The following is a 16,942-nucleotide window of genomic DNA, read 5'->3' as shown; positions in this document are numbered from 1 at the left end:
TGCACCAACCGCTCTGGCTCGCTTCCTGCAATACACATCACCATCGGCCCGGAACCCGTCCGGCCACCAAGAAAAACAACAGGTGAATCTATGCCAAGCGATCATTCCGCCGGCTCGCCGGCAGGCTCTTCCGTCGACTTCGAAAAAGTCGGCTCGGACTATTTCCAGCAACGTGAACTGAAAAAAGGCGCCGCAGGCTGGGTCCTGCTGGTCGGCCTGGGCGTGGCTTATGTCATCTCGGGCGACTATGCCGGCTGGAACTTCGGCCTGGCCCAGGGCGGCTGGGGCGGTATGTTCCTCGCCACCCTGCTGATGGCCACCATGTACCTGTGCATGTGCTTCTCGCTGGCCGAGCTGTCGTCGATGATCCCCACCGCAGGCGGCGGCTATGGCTTTGCCCGCAGCGCCTTCGGCCCCTGGGGCGGCTTCCTCACCGGGACGGCGATCCTCATCGAGTACGCCATCGCCCCCGCCGCCATCGCGGTGTTCATCGGCGCCTATTGCCAGTCACTGTTCGGCATCGGCGGCTGGATGATCTACCTGGCGTTCTACATCGTGTTCATCGGCATCCACATCTTTGGCGTGGGTGAGGCGTTGAAGCTGATGTTCATCATCACTGCCATCGCCGCCATCGCCCTGGCCGTGTTCCTGGTGAGCATGGTGCCCCATTTTGATGCAGCCAACCTGTTCGACATCGCCAAAACGGACGCCGTGGGCGCCAGCAGCTTCCTGCCGTTCGGCTATGTCGGCGTATGGGCGGCCATCCCCTACGCCATCTGGTTCTTCCTCGCCGTAGAGGGCGTGCCACTGGCCGCCGAAGAAACCAAGAACCCCAAGCGCGACCTGCCACGCGGCCTGATCGGCGCCATGCTGGTACTGCTGGCCTTCGCCCTGCTGATCCTGGTGGTCGGCCCCGGCGGCGCGGGCTCCGAAGCACTGAAAGCGTCCGGCAACCCACTTGTAGAAGCCTTGTCCAAGGCCTACGGCGGTAGCACCTGGATGGGCGGCTTCGTCAACCTGGTCGGCCTGGCCGGGCTGATCGCCAGCTTCTTCTCGATCATCTACGCCTATTCCCGGCAGATCTTCGCCCTGTCCCGCGCCGGCTACCTGCCGCGCAAGCTGTCGGAAACCAACAAGAGCAAGGCCCCGGTACTGGCCCTGATCATCCCCGGGATCATCGGCTTTGCCCTGTCGCTGACTGGCCAGGGTGACCTGCTGATCCTGGTGGCGGTGTTCGGCGCTACCCTGTCGTACGTGCTGATGATGGCCGCGCACATCACCCTGCGCATCCGCCGGCCGAAGATGGAGCGCCCCTACCGTACCCCCGGTGGCATCTTCACCTCGGGTTTGGCCCTGGTGCTGGCCTGCATCGCCGTGGTCGCCGGTTTCCTGGTCGACCCACGGGTGGTGATTGGCGCCGCAGTGATCTATGCGGTATTAATTGCCTACTTTGCTTTCTACAGCCGCCACCACCTGGTCGCGGGTACACCGGAAGAGGAATTCGCCGCGATCCAGAAGGCCGAAGAGGCCCTGCACTGATCGCCGCCACCCGCCGCGGGGCAACCCGCGGCTCTGGAGAGTCTGTATGGCAAGTTTCGTACACACGGTCGGCCACCTGGTCTACCGCTTCGACAGCCTCAAGGAAGTGATGGCCAAGGCCAGCCCCGCCCGCTCCGGGGACTACCTGGCGGGCGTTGCGGCCAGCAACGACGGCGAACGGGTCGCCGCGCAGATGGCCCTGGCCAATATCCCGCTGACGCATTTTCTCAATGAAGCGCTGATCCCCTACGAAGATGATGAAGTCACGCGCCTGATCATCGACACTCACGATGCCCAGGCCTTCGCCCCGGTCAGCCACCTGACCGTGGGTGGCCTGCGCGACTGGCTGCTGAGCGAAGAGGCCAACGAGGACAGCCTGCGCAGCCTGGCGCCAGGGCTGACGCCGGAAATGGCCGCCGCGGTGTCGAAGATCATGCGCGTGCAGGACCTGGTGCTGGTGGCGCAGAAGATCCGCGTGGTCACCCGCTTCCGTGGCACCATGGGCCTGCGCGGGCGCCTGTCGACCCGGCTGCAGCCCAACCACCCGACCGACGAGCCGGCCGGTATCGCCGCCAGCATTCTGGACGGCCTGCTGTACGGCAACGGCGATGCCATGATCGGCATCAACCCGGCCACCGACAGCATCGCCTCGATCTGCGCCCTGCTGGAAATGCTCGACGCCATCATCCAGCGCTACGACATCCCCACCCAGGCCTGCGTGCTGACCCACGTCACCACCTCGATCGAGGCGATCAACCGTGGCGTGCCACTGGACCTGGTGTTCCAGTCCATCGCCGGCACCGAGGCGGCCAACGCCGGGTTCGGCATCAACCTGAACGTGCTGCAGGAAGGCTACGAGGCGGGCCTGTCGCTGAAACGCGGCACCCTCGGGCAGAACCTGATGTACTTCGAAACCGGCCAGGGCAGCGCGCTGTCGGCCAACGCCCACCATGGCGTCGACCAGCAAACCTGTGAAACCCGCGCCTATGCCGTGGCCCGCCACTTCAAGCCGTTCCTGGTCAACACCGTGGTCGGTTTCATCGGCCCGGAGTACCTGTACAACGGCAAGCAGATCATCCGCGCCGGCCTCGAAGACCACTTCTGCGGCAAGCTGCTCGGGGTGCCGATGGGTTGCGACATCTGCTACACCAACCACGCCGAAGCCGACCAGGACGACATGGACACCCTGCTGACCCTGCTGGGCGTGGCCGGGATCAACTTCATCATGGGCATCCCCGGCTCCGACGACATCATGCTCAACTACCAGACCACCTCGTTCCACGACGCGCTGTACGCGCGCCAGACCCTGGGCCTGAAGCCCGGGCCGGAATTCGAGGCATGGCTGGCCCGCACCGGCATCTTCACCCAGGCCGATGGCCGGGTGCGCTTTGGTGACAACCTGCCGCCGGCCTTCCGTCAGGCCTTGGCACAGCTTGCATAGGGATGACCATGGACCACCGCACGCCTACCCCCGACAACCCTTGGCTGGCCCTGCGCAACCTGACCCCGGCGCGCATCGCCCTGGGCCGTACCGGCACCAGCCTGCCGACCGGGGCGCAGCTGGACTTCCAGTTCGCCCATGCCCAGGCCCGCGACGCCGTGCACCTGGCCTTCGACCATGCCGGCCTGGCTACCCAGCTGAGTGACCGCGGGCGCGAAAGCCTGGTGCTGCACAGCGCCGCCAGCGACCGCAACCAGTACCTGCAACGCCCGGACCTGGGGCGGCGCCTGAGCGAAGATTCGGTTGCCGCGCTGCGCGAGCACGCCCAGGCCAACCCCGGTGGGGTCGACCTGGCCATCGTCGTCGCTGACGGCCTGTCGGCCTTGGCCGTGCACCGCCACACCCTGCCCTTCCTCGCGCGCTTCGAGGAGCAGGCCGCCGCCGACGGCTGGACCAGCGCCCCGGTGGTGCTGGTGCAGCAGGGCCGCGTGGCAGTGGCCGACGAGATCGGTGAACTGCTGGGCGCACGGATGACTGTGATGCTGATCGGCGAACGGCCGGGGCTCAGTTCGCCCGACAGCCTTGGCCTGTATTTCACCTATGCACCGAAGGTGGGCCTGACCGATGCCTACCGCAACTGCATTTCCAACATCCGTCTGGAAGGGCTGAGCTATGGCATGGCAGCGCACCGCTTGCTGTACTTGATGCGTGAAGCCTGCCGGCGCCAGCTTTCCGGGGTGAATCTGAAGGACGAAGCCGAGGTCCATAGCCTGGAGAGTGAACACAGCACCGGCCAGAAAGGTAATTTCCTGCTCGGCAAAGGGTAAAAAACATGTCACGGAAGGCGGATTGCACTTGCCCCGCGCATTGGGCAGCATGCCCTTGAAAGCTGCTGGCAATCCGCTGTTTCCCCTAACGGACTCTGAGGGCCGCACATGCGCATCATCAAGGCAACCCTGGAACACCTCGACCTGCTCACGCCGATGTTCGTCAAATACCGTGAGTTCTACGGGCAGCTACCCTATCCCGACAGCTCGCGCAGCTTCCTGGAAAAGCGCCTGAAGCGGGATGAGTCGGTGATCTACCTGGCGCTACCCGATGATGACAACGGCAAACTGCTGGGCTTCTGCCAGCTGTACCCGAGCTTCTCGTCGCTGTCGCTGAAGCGGGTATGGATTCTCAACGATATCTACGTGGCCGAGGACTCGCGGCGCATGCTGGTGGCCGACCACCTGATGCGCGAGGCGAAGAAAATGGCCAAGGAAACCAATGCCGTGCGCATGCGGGTGTCGACCAGCGCGGACAATGAGGTAGCGCACAAGACTTACGAATCCATCGGGTTTCGTGAGGATAACGAGTTCAAGAGCTATATCCTGCCAATCAGCCAGGATTGCCTGTGCTGGCCTCTTCGCGGGTGAACCCGCTCCCACAGGGATCGCGACGCATCTGAAATCGATGCTGTACCTGTGGGAGCGGGTTCACCCGCGAAGAGGCCGGAACAGGAATACCCCTGCCGTAACCCCCCGCTACAAACTCCCCGGGCATGATCCTGACTTAGCCGTATAATGGCCCACCTGTCATGTGTGAAAATTTACCCATCCCCAGGTAACCGAGCCTACGCCCAAGAACACAGGTGCTGTACATGGATTTCAACCCGCTGGACCTTATCCTGCATCTCGATGCCTACCTCGATCTGCTGGTCACCAACTACGGTCCCTGGATCTACGCCATCCTCTTCACCGTGATCTTCTGTGAAACCGGTCTGGTGGTCATGCCCTTCCTGCCCGGCGATTCGCTGCTGTTCATCGCCGGCGCCGTGGCCGCCGGTGGCGGCATGGACCCGGTCCTGCTGGCCGGCCTGCTGATGGCCGCCGCGATCCTCGGCGACAGCACCAACTACGTGATCGGCCGCACGGCCGGCGAACGGTTGTTCAACAACCCAAACTCGAAGATCTTCCGCCGCGACTACCTGCAGCGTACCCACGACTTCTATGAACGCCACGGCGGCAAGACCGTGACCATGGCGCGCTTCCTGCCTATCCTGCGCACCTTTGCACCGTTCGTCGCCGGCATCGCCCACATGCACTACCCGCGCTTCCTCGGTTTCAGCGTCGCCGGTTCGCTGCTGTGGGTCGGCGGCCTGGTTACCCTGGGCTACTTCTTCGGCAACGTGCCATTCATCAAGCAACACCTGTCGCTGATGGTGGTAGGCATCATCATCCTGTCGCTGGTGCCGATGATCCTCGGCCTGCTGCGTAGCCGCCTGGGCCGCACGGCCAAGGCGCACTAAGCCTGCCAATGTGGTCGTTCAGCGCCTGGCGGCGCAAGCGCACCCTGGCGCGCTACCCCATCCCCCCCCAGCAATGGCAGGCCGTGCGCGAGCGCCTGCCGATGCTGGACGGCATCACTGACGAAGAAGATCGCTGGCTGCGTGAAGCCTGCATCCTGTTCCTGCTCGACAAGCACCTCACCTGCCTGCCCGGCGTCGAGCCGGACGACGAGCAGCGCCTGTTGCTGGCGGCCCAGGCGCAGTTGCCGCTGCTGCACCTGGGCGAGCTGAACTGGTACCAGGGTTTCCACGAAATCATCCTCTACCCCGACGACTTCAAGAGCCCCCAGCGCCACCGCGATGCCAGTGGCGTCGAGCACGTATGGGACGGCGAGCACAGCGGCGAGGCCTGGCAACAGGGCCCGATCATCCTCGCCTGGAGCGGCGTGCTGGCCAGTGGGGGCTGGGAGGCCTACAACCTGGTCATCCATGAGCTGGCGCACAAGCTCGACATGCTCAATGGCGATGCCAACGGCCTGCCGCCGCTGCACAGCGGCATGCCTGTGGATGAATGGGCAACCGCCATGCAACAGGCCTATGACGACCTCAACCGCCAGCTGGACGCCAACCCCGACGCCGAAACCGCCATCGACCCGTATGCCGCGGAAAACCCCGCGGAGTTCTTTGCCGTCACCAGCGAGTACTTCTTTAGTGCACCCGACCTGCTGCAACAGGCTTATCCACAGGTCTACCGCCAGTTGTCGCTGTTCTACCGCCAGGACCCGCTGGCGCGCCTGTGCCGGCTGCAGGCCGAACACCCGGAATACCGCGAAAGCCACGCCTGACGGGGCCGCACATCAGGCCAGGCGTGGCATGCCCATGCAGAATGTGCCTATAATCGCCGCCACTTTTTTGGTCAAACACGGGGGCACTGCCCAATGAGCTACAGCAAGATTCCGGCGGGCAAAGACCTGCCGAACGACATCTACGTCGCCATCGAAATCCCGGCCAACCACGCGCCGATCAAATACGAGATCGACAAGGACAGCGATACCCTGTTCGTCGACCGTTTCATGGCTACCCCGATGTTCTACCCAGCCAACTACGGCTTCATCCCGAACACCCTGGCCGATGACGGTGATCCGCTGGACGTGCTGGTCGTTACCCCTTACCCGGTAGCTCCAGGTTCGGTTATCCGCGCCCGTCCGGTCGGCGTGCTGAACATGACCGACGACGGCGGCGGCGATGCCAAGGTCATCGCTGTTCCTCACGACAAGCTGTCGCAGCTGTACGTCGACGTGAAGGAATACACCGACCTGCCAGCCCTGCTGATCCAGCAGATCGAGCACTTCTTTGCCAACTACAAAGATCTCGAGAAGGGCAAGTGGGTCAAGATCGAAGGCTGGGAAGGCGCTGACGCCGCCCGTGCCGCGATCACCAAATCGGTTGCTGCCTACAAGGGCTGATACCGGTTGCATGAAGAACCCCGCCCTGGCGGGGTTTTTTTATGCCTGATGGATGGCTGGCCGCCCTGGCACTGGATGACCTGCCTGCGCAGCACTTTTGTGGGAGCAACTGTCTTGCTCAAACTCTAAATGCTGGCGCGATCCCTGTGGGAGCGGGCGTGCCCGCGAACACCGGCGCAGCCGGTGCCAGCTACCGCGTTGGCCTCTTCGCGGGCACGCCCGCTCCCACAGGAACCGCGCACTTGCTTGGGAAAGTAATAAATCCTACGCAGTCCTACGCCAACGCCCTACAAACAGGCGCTTTTCACACAAGCCCCATCAACATCCGGTTCATATCCTTGCTGGCACCCCGCCGCTACACTCGCCGCCATGAACACATCCGGCGACCGCCTCAAAGCCCTGCTCCACGAATGTGGCCTGACCCCTTCCGATTTCGCCGCCCAGCGCAGCGTCACACCCCAGCACGTCAACAACTGGTTCAAGCGCGGTGTGCCCCTGGCCCGGCTGGACGAAATGGCCGACCTGTTCTGCGTGCATCGTCGCTGGTTGCGCACGGGCGAAGGGCCCAAACACCACAACCCGATCCTGCGCAACTGCCCGCCAGGGCCGGCGCCCGCCAACCCGCCCACGCCACTGTCGGCACAAGGCGGCCGGGCACTGAAGGTACCCTTTTACGAACTGCACAACGGCCTGCTGTCACCTGTGGCCAGCAAGCACCTGTGCCTGCCCACAAAAGCCCTGAAAGTGTTGGGTGTGCATGCCGACAACGCCATCTGCCTGGCCATGCCCGCCAGCAACATGACCCCGCTGATTCCGCTGCAGGCCACCCTGGCCATCGACCTGGGCATGACCCGGGTGGTCGAGGGCGAAACCTATGCCCTGCTGCACAACGGCGCGCTCCGGGTGAACAACCTCAGCCTCGGCCAGCACGGCACGCTGTACCTGCACAGCCATGACCGGCGCACCTATGCGGTAGAACGCTACACCGCCGCCCAGCGCCAGGCACAAGGGCTGGAAATTCTGGGCTGGGTATTCCACTGGTCGCATTTCCGCCAGCAACGGCCCGGCTGAAACAACCTGTGCCATTTTTTGCTGGGCATCCTGCGCGCGCCCTTGTATGCTACGCCGCACATTCAGCCCCGACCGGCGCGAGCCGCGGTCCAGAGGGCTCGGCGATATCCCACACGGGCATCTGCCATCTCTTTCAGGCCTTTGATGGCCACACAGTTAAGGCGATTGCGGCTTACCATAAATTAGTCGGAAGCGTCCCCGAGAAGCCGGCCACAAGCCGGCTTTTTAATGCCTGAAGAAAAGCCATTCTGCTCCTCTGCAACCTTCCTATGGCGGGGAAATCGCAGTTGTGAGAGCGAAAATAATCTCATTCGCCATTTATCTGACACTACCCTGACGCTCATCTGAAAATCGTCGGATAAATGACGTTTCGCGTGGAGCTTTCATCCTCCTGTTCTAGGCTCAAGCCATATGGGAGGAGGTGTAGTCCATGCGCAAATTATTGATTGGCTCGTCGATACTGGCTTGTCTGGTGGTGCTGGGCGGCTGGTTGAGTCGACCGCAGCCGTTGCCGGTCAGGCTGCTGGAGGTTGAGCGGGGGCCGGTGGAAACGGTGGTGGCCAATACGCGCGCGGGTACGCTGAAGTCCTGTCGACGCTCGCACCTGTCCTTCAATGTCGGCGGCCAGGTTGCCGAGTTGCAGGTCAGCGAGGGCCAGCGGGTCCAACCGGGCCAGGTGCTCATGCGCCTGCGCCAGGACGAGCAGCTGGCCAGGCTGCAGGAGGCCGAGGCGCGGCTGGAGGCCCAGCGCAACACCCGCGAACAGCGCTGCCAGCAAGCGCTCCTGGACCGGCGCGACCTTGATCGCCTGGGCCAGCTGGCCGACCGCAAGCTGATTGCCGCCGATCGCCTCGACCAGGCCGCGACCAAGGCCAACCTGGCGAAGCTGATGTGCAGTGCCAGTGCCGTGCTGATCCGCGAGGCCGACGCCAGCCTGCAGCTGCAGCGTTCACTGCTGGAGCAGACGACCCTGCGTGCGCCATTTGCCGGCGTAGTCGCAGAAATCAACGGCGAACTGGGTGAGTTCGTCACCCCTTCGCCGCCGGGTATTCCCACGCCACCGGCGGTCGACCTGATCGACGACAGCTGCCTGTATGTCGAGGCACCGATCGATGAGGTGGACGCTGCCCGGGTTCACCCCGGCACCGCCGTGCGGATCAGCCTGGATGCCTTCCGTGGCCAGCATTTCACCGGCCGCGTCAGCCGCATCGCACCCTATGTGCGTGAATTGGAGAAGCAGGCGCGTACCGTCGATGTCGAGGTTCGCTTCGACCAGCCGCCGTCAGACCTGGCCCTGCTCACCGGCTATAGCGCCGATGTCGAGATCCTCCTGGAGCAGCACGCAAGTGCTTTGCGCATCCCCACCGAAACCCTGCTGGAGGGGCAGCGTGTGCTGCGATATGACCCGAGCGCCCGGGTGTTGCGCGAGGTGCAGGTACAAACCGGGTTGAGCAACTGGCGCTGGACCGAGGTGCTCGCCGGGCTCGACGAGGACGCGCGTATCGTCGCCAGCCTCGAGCAGGAGGGGCTCAAGGATACCGTGGCGGTGATCCCGCTGGATGCCACGGAGACCGAAAAATGATCCGCCTGCGCGGCGGCAGCCGCAGCTTCCAGCTGGGCGAACAACGGGTGATGGGGCTGGACGGCCTGGACCTGGACATCGCAGCCGGTGACTACATGGCAGTGATGGGCCCTTCGGGCTCGGGCAAGTCGACCCTGCTGAACATCCTTGGCCTGCTCGATGCGCCGAGCGCCGGCGAGTACTGGCTGCAGGGCGAGGCCACGGCGGCGCTGAGCGAGGCGCGCCGCGCCCAGTTGCGCAGCCGACTGATAGGCTTCGTTTTCCAGTCCTACCACCTGATCGCACGGCTGACGGTGCTGGAAAACATCGAGCTGCCGATGGTCCTCGCTGGCATCGGTGCGGCGCAACGGCGCAAACGCAGCAGCCAATTGGTGGCCCGCCTGGGGCTGGGCGATCGCCTTGCCCACCGCCCGGCCGAGCTGTCCGGTGGCCAGCGCCAGCGCGTCGCGATCGCCCGGGCGATGGTCATGCAACCGGCGCTGTTGTTGGCCGACGAGCCCACCGGCAATCTCGATAGCCAGGCCGGCGCCGAGGTCTTCAGCCTGCTGGAAGAGCTCAACGGCGAGGGTCTGACCCTGATAGTGGTGACCCACGACGCCAGCCTTGGCGCCCGCGCACAGCGCCAGCTACACATGCGTGACGGGCGCATCCACAATATTGCGCCGCAGCGGGCGCTGGCCTGATGCGCGCTGCCGATGCCCTGGGCTTCTGGCTCGGCGCTTTGCGTGGGCACCGCTCGCGCAGCCTGATGCTACTGCTGGCCATCGCCATCGGGGTGGTGGCGGTCAACCTGCTCACCGGCCTTGGCGCTGGGGCGCGGGCCTTTGTGCTGAACGAGTTCTCGCTGCTCGGGCGCGACATCCTGATCGTTTTCCCGGGCCGCAAGGAAACCACGGGGCGAATGCCTCCGCTCACCGGCCTGACGCCGCACGAATTGACCTTGCAGGATGTCCAGGCCATCACCCGGCTGCCGGGCATCCGCCGGGTCGCGCCGCAACAGGCCGGGCAGATGGAGGTGATAGTCGGCAACCGCAATCGTGAGGTGCTGACCCTGGGCACCACCCGGGACTTCTTCGCCATTCGCCAACTGACGGTCGTCCAGGGCCAACCCCTGCCGGCGCTGGACCCTGAACAGGCCGAGGCCGTCTGCGTGATCGGCGGCAAACTCCGGCGCGAGCTGTTCGGCGAACGCCCGGCCCTGGGTGAATGGTTGCGCGCCGGCGACCGGCGCTTCCGGGTGGTCGGTATCCTCGGTGAGCGGGGCGAATCCCTGGGCATGGATTTCGCCGAGATGTTGATCATCCCGGTGGCCAGTGCCCAGGCCTTGTTCAATAGCGAAGGGTTGTCGCGGGTGTTTGTCGAGGTGCATGGTCCGAGCGTTCTCGACCGTAGCAAGCGCCTGATACTCGCCGCGCTCAAGGAGCGCCACGAGGGTGAGGAAGACGTCACCCTGGTCAGCCAGGACAGCCTGCTCAGCGCCTTCGACCACATACTCGCGGTGCTGACCCTGGCGGTGGCCGGGATTGCCGCGATCAGCCTGGTGGTGGCAGGCATCCTGATCATGAACGTGACCTGGATTGCGGTGAGCCAGCGCAGCGCCGAGATCGGCCTGCTCAAAGCCATAGGCGTGACGGCGGCGCAGCTGCGCCTGCTGTTCCTCGGCGAGGCGGCGCTGCTGGCCCTGACGGGGGCGCTGGCGGGGCTGCTGCTGGCCGAAACCTTGCTCTGGCTAGGGCGCCTGGCGTTCGATCTGCCGCTCTATGCACCCTGGTGGGCGCGGGCTGGCGCAGTACTGCTGGCACTCGGCACGGCACTGCTGTTTGCCTGGCTGCCGGCCGCTCGGGCCTCGGCGCTGGAGCCGGTGGCGGCGCTACGCCCGCCGGGAGCGCACTGATGCGCTGGCAAGATGGTCTCCGGCTGACCAGCTCGGCGCTGACCTGCCGCCCCTTGCGCAGCCTGCTGACCCTGCTCGGGGTAGCGATCGGCATAGCCGCCGTGGCGCTGCTCACGGCCATCGGCGAGGGCGTGCGCGGCTATGTGCTGGAGAACTTCTCGCAGTTCGGTACGCGGATCATCACCGTGCGCCCGGGCAAGACCCAGACCAGCGGCCTCGGCGGCCTGCTCGGCAGCGTACGGCCACTGACCATCAGTGACACCGATGCCCTGCGGCGCTTGCCGCATGTCGAGGCGGCTGTGCCGATCATTCAGGGTAGCGGGGATGTCCAGTTCGGCCAGCTGAGCCGGCGCAGCGACATTCTCGGTGGTGGCCATCAATTGGCACAGGCCTGGCGCATGCAGCTGAGCCTGGGCGAGTTCCTGCCCGCGGCCCGTGACGGTCGTTCGCCGCCCTATGTGGTGCTCGGCCATCAGCTGCGTGCCGAGCTGTTCGGTGCGCGCAATCCGCTGGGCGAGTTGATTCGCGTCGGCGGCGTGCGTTTCCGGGTGATCGGCGTGATGGAAAAGAAGGGCCAGTTGCTCGGTTTCAACCTCGACGATATCGCCTACATCCCGGTGGATTGGGCGCAAAGCCTGTTCAACCGCACCGGGGTGGTCAAAGCCCATGTAGTGTTCGGCGCAGGCACCACTTCAAAGGCGTTGAGCCGGCAGATTCGCGAGGTGCTTGGCGAACGGCACGGCGCGGAGGACTTCAGCCTGACCACCCAGGATGACATGCTGCGCAGCTTCAACCGCGTGCTCGGCACCCTGAGCCTGGCCATCGGTGCCTTGGGGGGTATTTCGCTGTTGGTTGGCGCGGTCGGCATTCTCACCATCATGACGACCGCTGTGGGCGAGCGCACGGCGGAAATCGGCCTGTTGCGGGCGATTGGCGCCAGCCCGCGGCAGGTGCTCGGGCTGTTTCTCGCCGAAGCGACGCTGCTGTCCCTGGCCGGTGGCTTGCTTGGCCTGCTGTTGATGGGCCTGCTGCTCGGGCTACTGCACCTGGCCATGCCGAGCCTGCCCTTGGCGCTGCATCCGCTGTTTCTGCTACTGGCGCTGCTGCTGGCGGCGGTGCTGGGGGTTCTCGCCGGCCTGGCTCCGGCATTGCGGGCCGCCCGCCTGCATCCGGTGGCGGCGCTGCGCAGTGAGTAGCGGCCAGGCCAATGAGCCGTACGCTGCAGGAAGATTTCTACAGGCTTTACTGGGGCTGCTTTGCAGCCCTTCGCAGGCACGCCCGCTCCCACAGGACTGCACATAACTCATTGAATTAGCAGGGGCCTTGTGGGAGCGGGTTTACCCGCGAACACCGGCATAGCCGGTGCCATATATCGCGTCGCATTCTTCGCGGGTGAACCCGCTCCCACAGGGTGCGCGGCGCGCTTACTGAATTTGACCCACCGCAAGCTGACAGAAAAGTAATCTGAAGCTCAGCCAGCTGACAGCGCAGATCAGCTAGCGTGAAGGAAGATTGTGGGGCTTCTCGACCCACACGCTGGGCATTCACCCGCCTGAATACCAGCAACTTTTCGACTGACTGGACGCAACGGCATGCAAAGCAAAACCACCAGACGCTCCTTCGTCAAAGGCCTGGCCGCTACCGGACTACTTGGCGGGCTGGGCATGTGGCGCACGCCGGTCTGGGCCGTGACCAGCCCCGGCCAACCGAATGTGCTGAGCGGCACCGACTTCGACCTCTACATCGGTGAGCTGCCGGTCAACATTACCGGCGCTGCGCGCACAGCAATGGCCATCAACGGCTCCATACCCGGGCCCATTCTGCGCTGGCGCGAAGGCGATACCGTCACGCTGCGTGTGCGCAACCGCTTGCAGCAGGACACCTCCATTCACTGGCACGGCATCATCCTGCCGGCGAACATGGACGGCGTACCGGGCCTGAGCTTTCATGGCATCGCCCCCGACGGCATGTACGAGTACAGGTTCAAGGTCCAGCAGAACGGCACCTACTGGTACCACAGCCACTCCGGTTTCCAGGAGCAGATCGGGGTGTACGGCGCCCTGGTCATCGATGCAAAAGAGCCTGAGCCATTCACCTATGACCGAGACTATGTGGTCATGCTCAGCGACTGGACGGATGAAGACCCTGCCCGGGTGCTGTCCAAGCTCAAGAAGCAGTCCGACTATTACAACTACCACAAGCGCACGGTGGGTGATTTCGTCAACGACGTGAGCGAAATGGGCTGGTCCGCTGCGGTAGCCGACCGCAAGATGTGGGCCGAGATGAAGATGAGCCCCACCGATCTCGCCGACGTGAGCGGTTACACCTACACCTACCTGATGAACGGCCAGGCCCCGGACGGTAACTGGACGGGCGTGTTCAAGCCGGGCGAGAAAATCCGCCTGCGCTTCATCAACGGCTCGGCCATGACGTATTTCGATGTGCGAATTCCCGGCCTGAAGATGACGGTTGTCGCGGCGGATGGGCAGCATGTAAAGCCCGTTTCGGTCGACGAGTTCCGCATCGCCGTTGCCGAAACCTACGACGTCATTGTCGAGCCCGAGAACGAGCAGGCTTACACCATTTTCGCTCAATCCATGGACCGCACCGGGTATTCCAGGGGCACCCTGGCTGTTCGCGAAGGCTTGCAAGCCCCTGTTCCAGCTGTCGATCCACGGCCGATCATTTCCATGAGCGATATGGGCATGGACCATGGCGGTATGGGTGGAATGGACCACGGCAGCATGGCTGGCATGGATCACGGCGACATGGCTGGCATGGACCACGGCAGCATGGCCGGCATGGACCATGGCAACATGGCTGGCGCCAACGCGGCCATGCAGAGCCACCCAGAATCCGAGACCAACAACCCCCTGGTCGACATGCAGACGATGACCCCTACGCCAAAACTGGGCGATCCGGGCATCGGGCTGCGTGACAACGGCCGCCGTGTGCTGACCTATGCGGACCTGCGCAGCACCTTCCCGGACCCGGACGGCCGCGCGCCAGGTCGCACAATCGAGCTGCACCTCACCGGCCACATGGAAAAGTTCGCCTGGTCCTTTGACGGCATCAAGTTTTCCGATGCCGAGCCATTGCGCCTCAAGTATGGCGAGCGCCTGCGCATCACCCTGGTCAACGACACCATGATGACTCACCCCATCCACCTGCATGGCATGTGGAGCGACCTGGAGGATGAGAACGGCAACTTCATGGTGCGCAAACACACGATCGACATGCCGCCTGGCTCAAAACGAAGCTACCGCGTCACTGCAGATGCTTTAGGACGTTGGGCCTATCACTGTCACCTGCTGTTCCACATGGAAATGGGCATGTTCCGCGAAGTCCGTGTGGACGAATGAACTGGAGATCCGAGATGAGCAAACCAATGAAACGAAGCGCGTTTTTCCTTTCTGCTGCAATGGCCGGCCTGTTTGCCGTTTATGCCCCGTCATCATGGTCCGACGGCGAGCAGCCTGCCGATGCCGCAAAAGCCAAGGGCGCCCAAGGCATGGACCATGGTGCGATGAAGGGCATGGATCACGGCGCCATGAAAGGGATGGATCACGGCTCGATGAAAGGTATGGACCATGGCTCGATGAAAGGTATGGACCATGGCTCGATGCAAGGCATGGACCACGGCAAGATGATGCAATCGCATGGCAGCGATAAAGCTAAGGCAGGGAAAGATGCTCAATAGCCTGGCACGACCATCGCTGCTGGCATTGACCGTTTCGCTCGGCGTGCTGGGGGCTGCGCACAGCTTCGCCGCTGAAGAAATGGACCATTCGACGATGGACCACGGCAAGATGGATCATGGCAGCATGCAGGGCATGGACCACGGCACCATGGATCATGGGGCTATGGACCATGGAGCCATGAACCATGGAGCGATGGACCATTCGAAAATGAACCACGGCTCGGCGGATACGCCGACGACCAGCCGTACCCCGATCCCGGTGCTGACCGATGCCGACCGCCAGGCGGCCTTCCCGCCGTTGGGCGGGCATCAGATGCACGACAGTGCGATCAACAGCTTCTTCCTGCTGGATCAGCTCGAGTACCAGGATGCCGATGAAGGCAGCACGCTGGCCTGGGATGCTTCTGGCTGGATAGGCGGCGATATCAACCGTCTGTGGATCCGCTCCGAAGGTGAACGCACCAACGGTGTCACCGAGGATGCCGAATTGCAGCTGCTGTACGGCCGCTCGATCAGCCCATGGTGGGATGTGGTTGCCGGGGTGCGCCAGGATTTCAAGCCTGAATCTCCCCAGACCTGGGCGGCGTTCGGTATCCAGGGCATGGCACTTTACGACTTCGAGGCCGAAGCCACTGCGTTCATTGGTGAGAACGGCCAGACTGCCGCGCGCCTGGAAGGCGACTACGACATTCTGCTGACCAACCGCCTGATCCTGCAGCCAACCGCTGAAGCCAATTTCTATGGCAAGAACGACCCTGGGCGCGGCGTGGGCTCCGGCCTGGCCAATACCGAAGTCGGGCTGCGCCTGCGCTATGAAATTGTCCGCCAGTTCGCCCCCTACATCGGCGTCACCTGGAACCGCTCCTACGGCAAAACCGCCGATTTCATCCGCGACGAGGGTGGTGATGTGGATGAAGCGCGTTTCGTGGCCGGTATTCGCCTGTGGTTTTGAGAGCCAGACATGAAAAAAACAATAACAACGCTTGTTGCAGCAGGCGCAGTGGCCAGTGTGGCCGTGCTGGGTGCCGCGTACTCCGGCCTGGTCAATGTCGGAGCCGATGATCCCCATTTCCCCGCCGTGCATGCCTTTCTGGCCATGGCACGGGAGCGTTCGATCGCAGTGCGGGCCAGGGACATCGAGGTGCCAGACCTGAAAGATGAAGCGCTGATTCGTACTGGCGCCGGTAACTACAATGCCATGTGCATCGGTTGCCACCTCGCCCCTGGCGTCGAGAACACCGAGCTCAGCCAGGCTCTGTATCCATCACCCCCCAACCTTGCCAGGAGCGGGATCAGTGGCGACCCTGCGGCTGCGTTCTGGATCATCAAGCACGGCATCAAGGCCTCCGGCATGCCGGCCTGGGGCAAAAGCATGGGTGATGAATACATCTGGGGCATCGTCGCCTTCCTGGATCAGCTACCCCAGTTGAACGCCCAACAGTACAAGACAATGGTCACGGCCAGTGGCGGCCACCAGCATGGTGGTGGCGAAAGTGAAATGCACAACCATGAAGGCCAGCACGGCGACAACGTGCCTGACCACCATGGCGAGCAGGCCTCGGGCGCAGGCCATCATGATGAGGGGCATTCAAAGGCGCATACTCATCGCGATGGCAAGCAGCACATGCATAAAGACTGAAGGCAGCTTCGCGGGCCAACAGGTGTATACCGACAGGTTTGCAGCGCCTATGAGACCTGAAAGCAAACACTCACTGCTTCATGCCCAACTCAGCATCATCCATCAGCGCCTTGGCCATCGCACTCAGGTAGTGCGCAGCCCAGATCATCATCGGTTTCTCATCCATCAGGCCGGTGATGGTCAGTTCCCGGACATAGCCCATCAACTCTGAGGACTGCTCGCGGGCATCGCGGCAGGGGATGCCGGGCTCGATGCGGAACAGCGGGTGGGTGCCGTTTTCGCCCTGGTAGAAGGTGGTTTTGCCGACGGTGAATTGGGTGTCTTCTGTGGTCATTTTTGAA

General features: G+C 63.6%; 17 protein-coding genes. 16 read left to right on the top strand and 1 reads right to left on the bottom strand.

All coding sequences use genetic code 11. The features are described 5' to 3' along the window. The first annotated feature begins 90 nt into the window (after positions 1 to 90). From eat to MKK04_RS02600, 16 genes are all read left to right on the top strand, one after another. Positions 91 to 1,539, top strand: coding sequence for an ethanolamine permease (gene eat / locus MKK04_RS02675; RefSeq protein ID WP_013970695.1), 1,449 nt, complete (start codon positions 91 to 93; stop codon positions 1,537 to 1,539). Positions 1,540 to 1,585: 46 nt separating this feature from the next. Beyond that, positions 1,586 to 2,980 (top strand): ethanolamine ammonia-lyase subunit EutB, encoded by a 1,395-nt coding sequence (locus tag MKK04_RS02670; protein ID WP_013970694.1) that lies wholly within the window; start codon positions 1,586 to 1,588, stop codon positions 2,978 to 2,980. Positions 2,981 to 2,988: 8 nt separating this feature from the next. Beyond that, on the top strand, positions 2,989 to 3,807 hold the full coding sequence (eutC, locus tag MKK04_RS02665) for an ethanolamine ammonia-lyase subunit EutC (RefSeq protein WP_207832788.1): 819 nt from the start codon (positions 2,989 to 2,991) through the stop codon (positions 3,805 to 3,807). A gap of 108 nt (positions 3,808 to 3,915) precedes the next feature. Beyond that, positions 3,916 to 4,398, top strand: a complete 483-nt coding sequence (locus MKK04_RS02660) for a GNAT family N-acetyltransferase (protein WP_241106204.1) — start codon at positions 3,916 to 3,918, stop codon at positions 4,396 to 4,398. A 224-nt stretch (positions 4,399 to 4,622) separates the two neighbouring features. Continuing rightward, entirely contained in the window at positions 4,623 to 5,270 is a 648-nt protein-coding gene (locus tag MKK04_RS02655) for a DedA family protein (RefSeq protein WP_207832783.1), read from the top strand. Between the two features lie 8 nt (positions 5,271 to 5,278). Continuing rightward, positions 5,279 to 6,094, top strand: a complete 816-nt coding sequence (locus MKK04_RS02650) for a zinc-dependent peptidase (RefSeq protein WP_023660929.1) — start codon at positions 5,279 to 5,281, stop codon at positions 6,092 to 6,094. Positions 6,095 to 6,187: 93 nt separating this feature from the next. Next, complete coding sequence (gene ppa, locus MKK04_RS02645) at positions 6,188 to 6,715, top strand: inorganic diphosphatase (protein ID WP_003255365.1); 528 nt, start codon at positions 6,188 to 6,190, stop codon at positions 6,713 to 6,715. A 369-nt stretch (positions 6,716 to 7,084) separates the two neighbouring features. Next, complete coding sequence (locus MKK04_RS02640; RefSeq protein ID WP_241106203.1) at positions 7,085 to 7,786, top strand: LexA family transcriptional regulator; 702 nt, start codon at positions 7,085 to 7,087, stop codon at positions 7,784 to 7,786. A gap of 430 nt (positions 7,787 to 8,216) precedes the next feature. Then, complete coding sequence (locus MKK04_RS02635; protein WP_207832778.1) at positions 8,217 to 9,368, top strand: efflux RND transporter periplasmic adaptor subunit; 1,152 nt, start codon at positions 8,217 to 8,219, stop codon at positions 9,366 to 9,368. Beyond that, a complete protein-coding gene (locus MKK04_RS02630; RefSeq protein ID WP_207832777.1) occupies positions 9,365 to 10,051 on the top strand; it encodes an ABC transporter ATP-binding protein in 687 nt (228 codons plus the stop codon). The genes MKK04_RS02635 and MKK04_RS02630 overlap by 4 nt, the downstream gene beginning before the upstream one ends. Further along, a complete protein-coding gene (locus tag MKK04_RS02625) occupies positions 10,051 to 11,262 on the top strand; it encodes an ABC transporter permease (protein ID WP_233688203.1) in 1,212 nt (403 codons plus the stop codon). Before MKK04_RS02630 ends, MKK04_RS02625 begins: the two co-directional genes overlap by 1 nt. Next, positions 11,262 to 12,458 (top strand): ABC transporter permease, encoded by a 1,197-nt coding sequence (locus MKK04_RS02620; protein WP_233688204.1) that lies wholly within the window; start codon positions 11,262 to 11,264, stop codon positions 12,456 to 12,458. The genes MKK04_RS02625 and MKK04_RS02620 overlap by 1 nt, the downstream gene beginning before the upstream one ends. A 396-nt stretch (positions 12,459 to 12,854) precedes the next feature. Next, the gene (locus MKK04_RS02615) at positions 12,855 to 14,624 is read left to right on the top strand and encodes a copper resistance system multicopper oxidase (RefSeq protein ID WP_233688205.1); all 1,770 of its coding nucleotides are present in this window, start codon (positions 12,855 to 12,857) and stop codon (positions 14,622 to 14,624) included. Then, on the top strand, positions 14,621 to 14,962 hold the full coding sequence (locus tag MKK04_RS02610; RefSeq protein ID WP_442964552.1) for a hypothetical protein: 342 nt from the start codon (positions 14,621 to 14,623) through the stop codon (positions 14,960 to 14,962). Before MKK04_RS02615 ends, MKK04_RS02610 begins: the two co-directional genes overlap by 4 nt. Continuing rightward, on the top strand, positions 14,952 to 15,914 hold the full coding sequence (locus MKK04_RS02605) for a copper resistance protein B (RefSeq protein ID WP_207832766.1): 963 nt from the start codon (positions 14,952 to 14,954) through the stop codon (positions 15,912 to 15,914). The genes MKK04_RS02610 and MKK04_RS02605 overlap by 11 nt, the downstream gene beginning before the upstream one ends. A 9-nt stretch (positions 15,915 to 15,923) precedes the next feature. Continuing rightward, positions 15,924 to 16,601 carry a c-type cytochrome gene (locus MKK04_RS02600; protein ID WP_233688207.1) on the top strand — a complete coding sequence of 226 codons (678 nt, stop codon included), beginning with the start codon at positions 15,924 to 15,926 and terminating at the stop codon, positions 16,599 to 16,601. 70 nt (positions 16,602 to 16,671) lie between these two features. Here MKK04_RS02600 and MKK04_RS02595 read toward each other — a convergent pair whose 3' ends face one another. Further along, a complete protein-coding gene (locus tag MKK04_RS02595; protein ID WP_019473937.1) occupies positions 16,672 to 16,935 on the bottom strand; it encodes a DUF3077 domain-containing protein in 264 nt (87 codons plus the stop codon). Positions 16,936 to 16,942 lie beyond the last annotated feature (7 nt).

Origin of the sequence: Pseudomonas sp. LS.1a (assembly GCF_022533585.1) — a bacterium.
GTDB lineage: Bacteria > Pseudomonadota > Gammaproteobacteria > Pseudomonadales > Pseudomonadaceae > Aquipseudomonas.
This window is presented reverse-complemented; position numbering and strand designations above follow the sequence as displayed.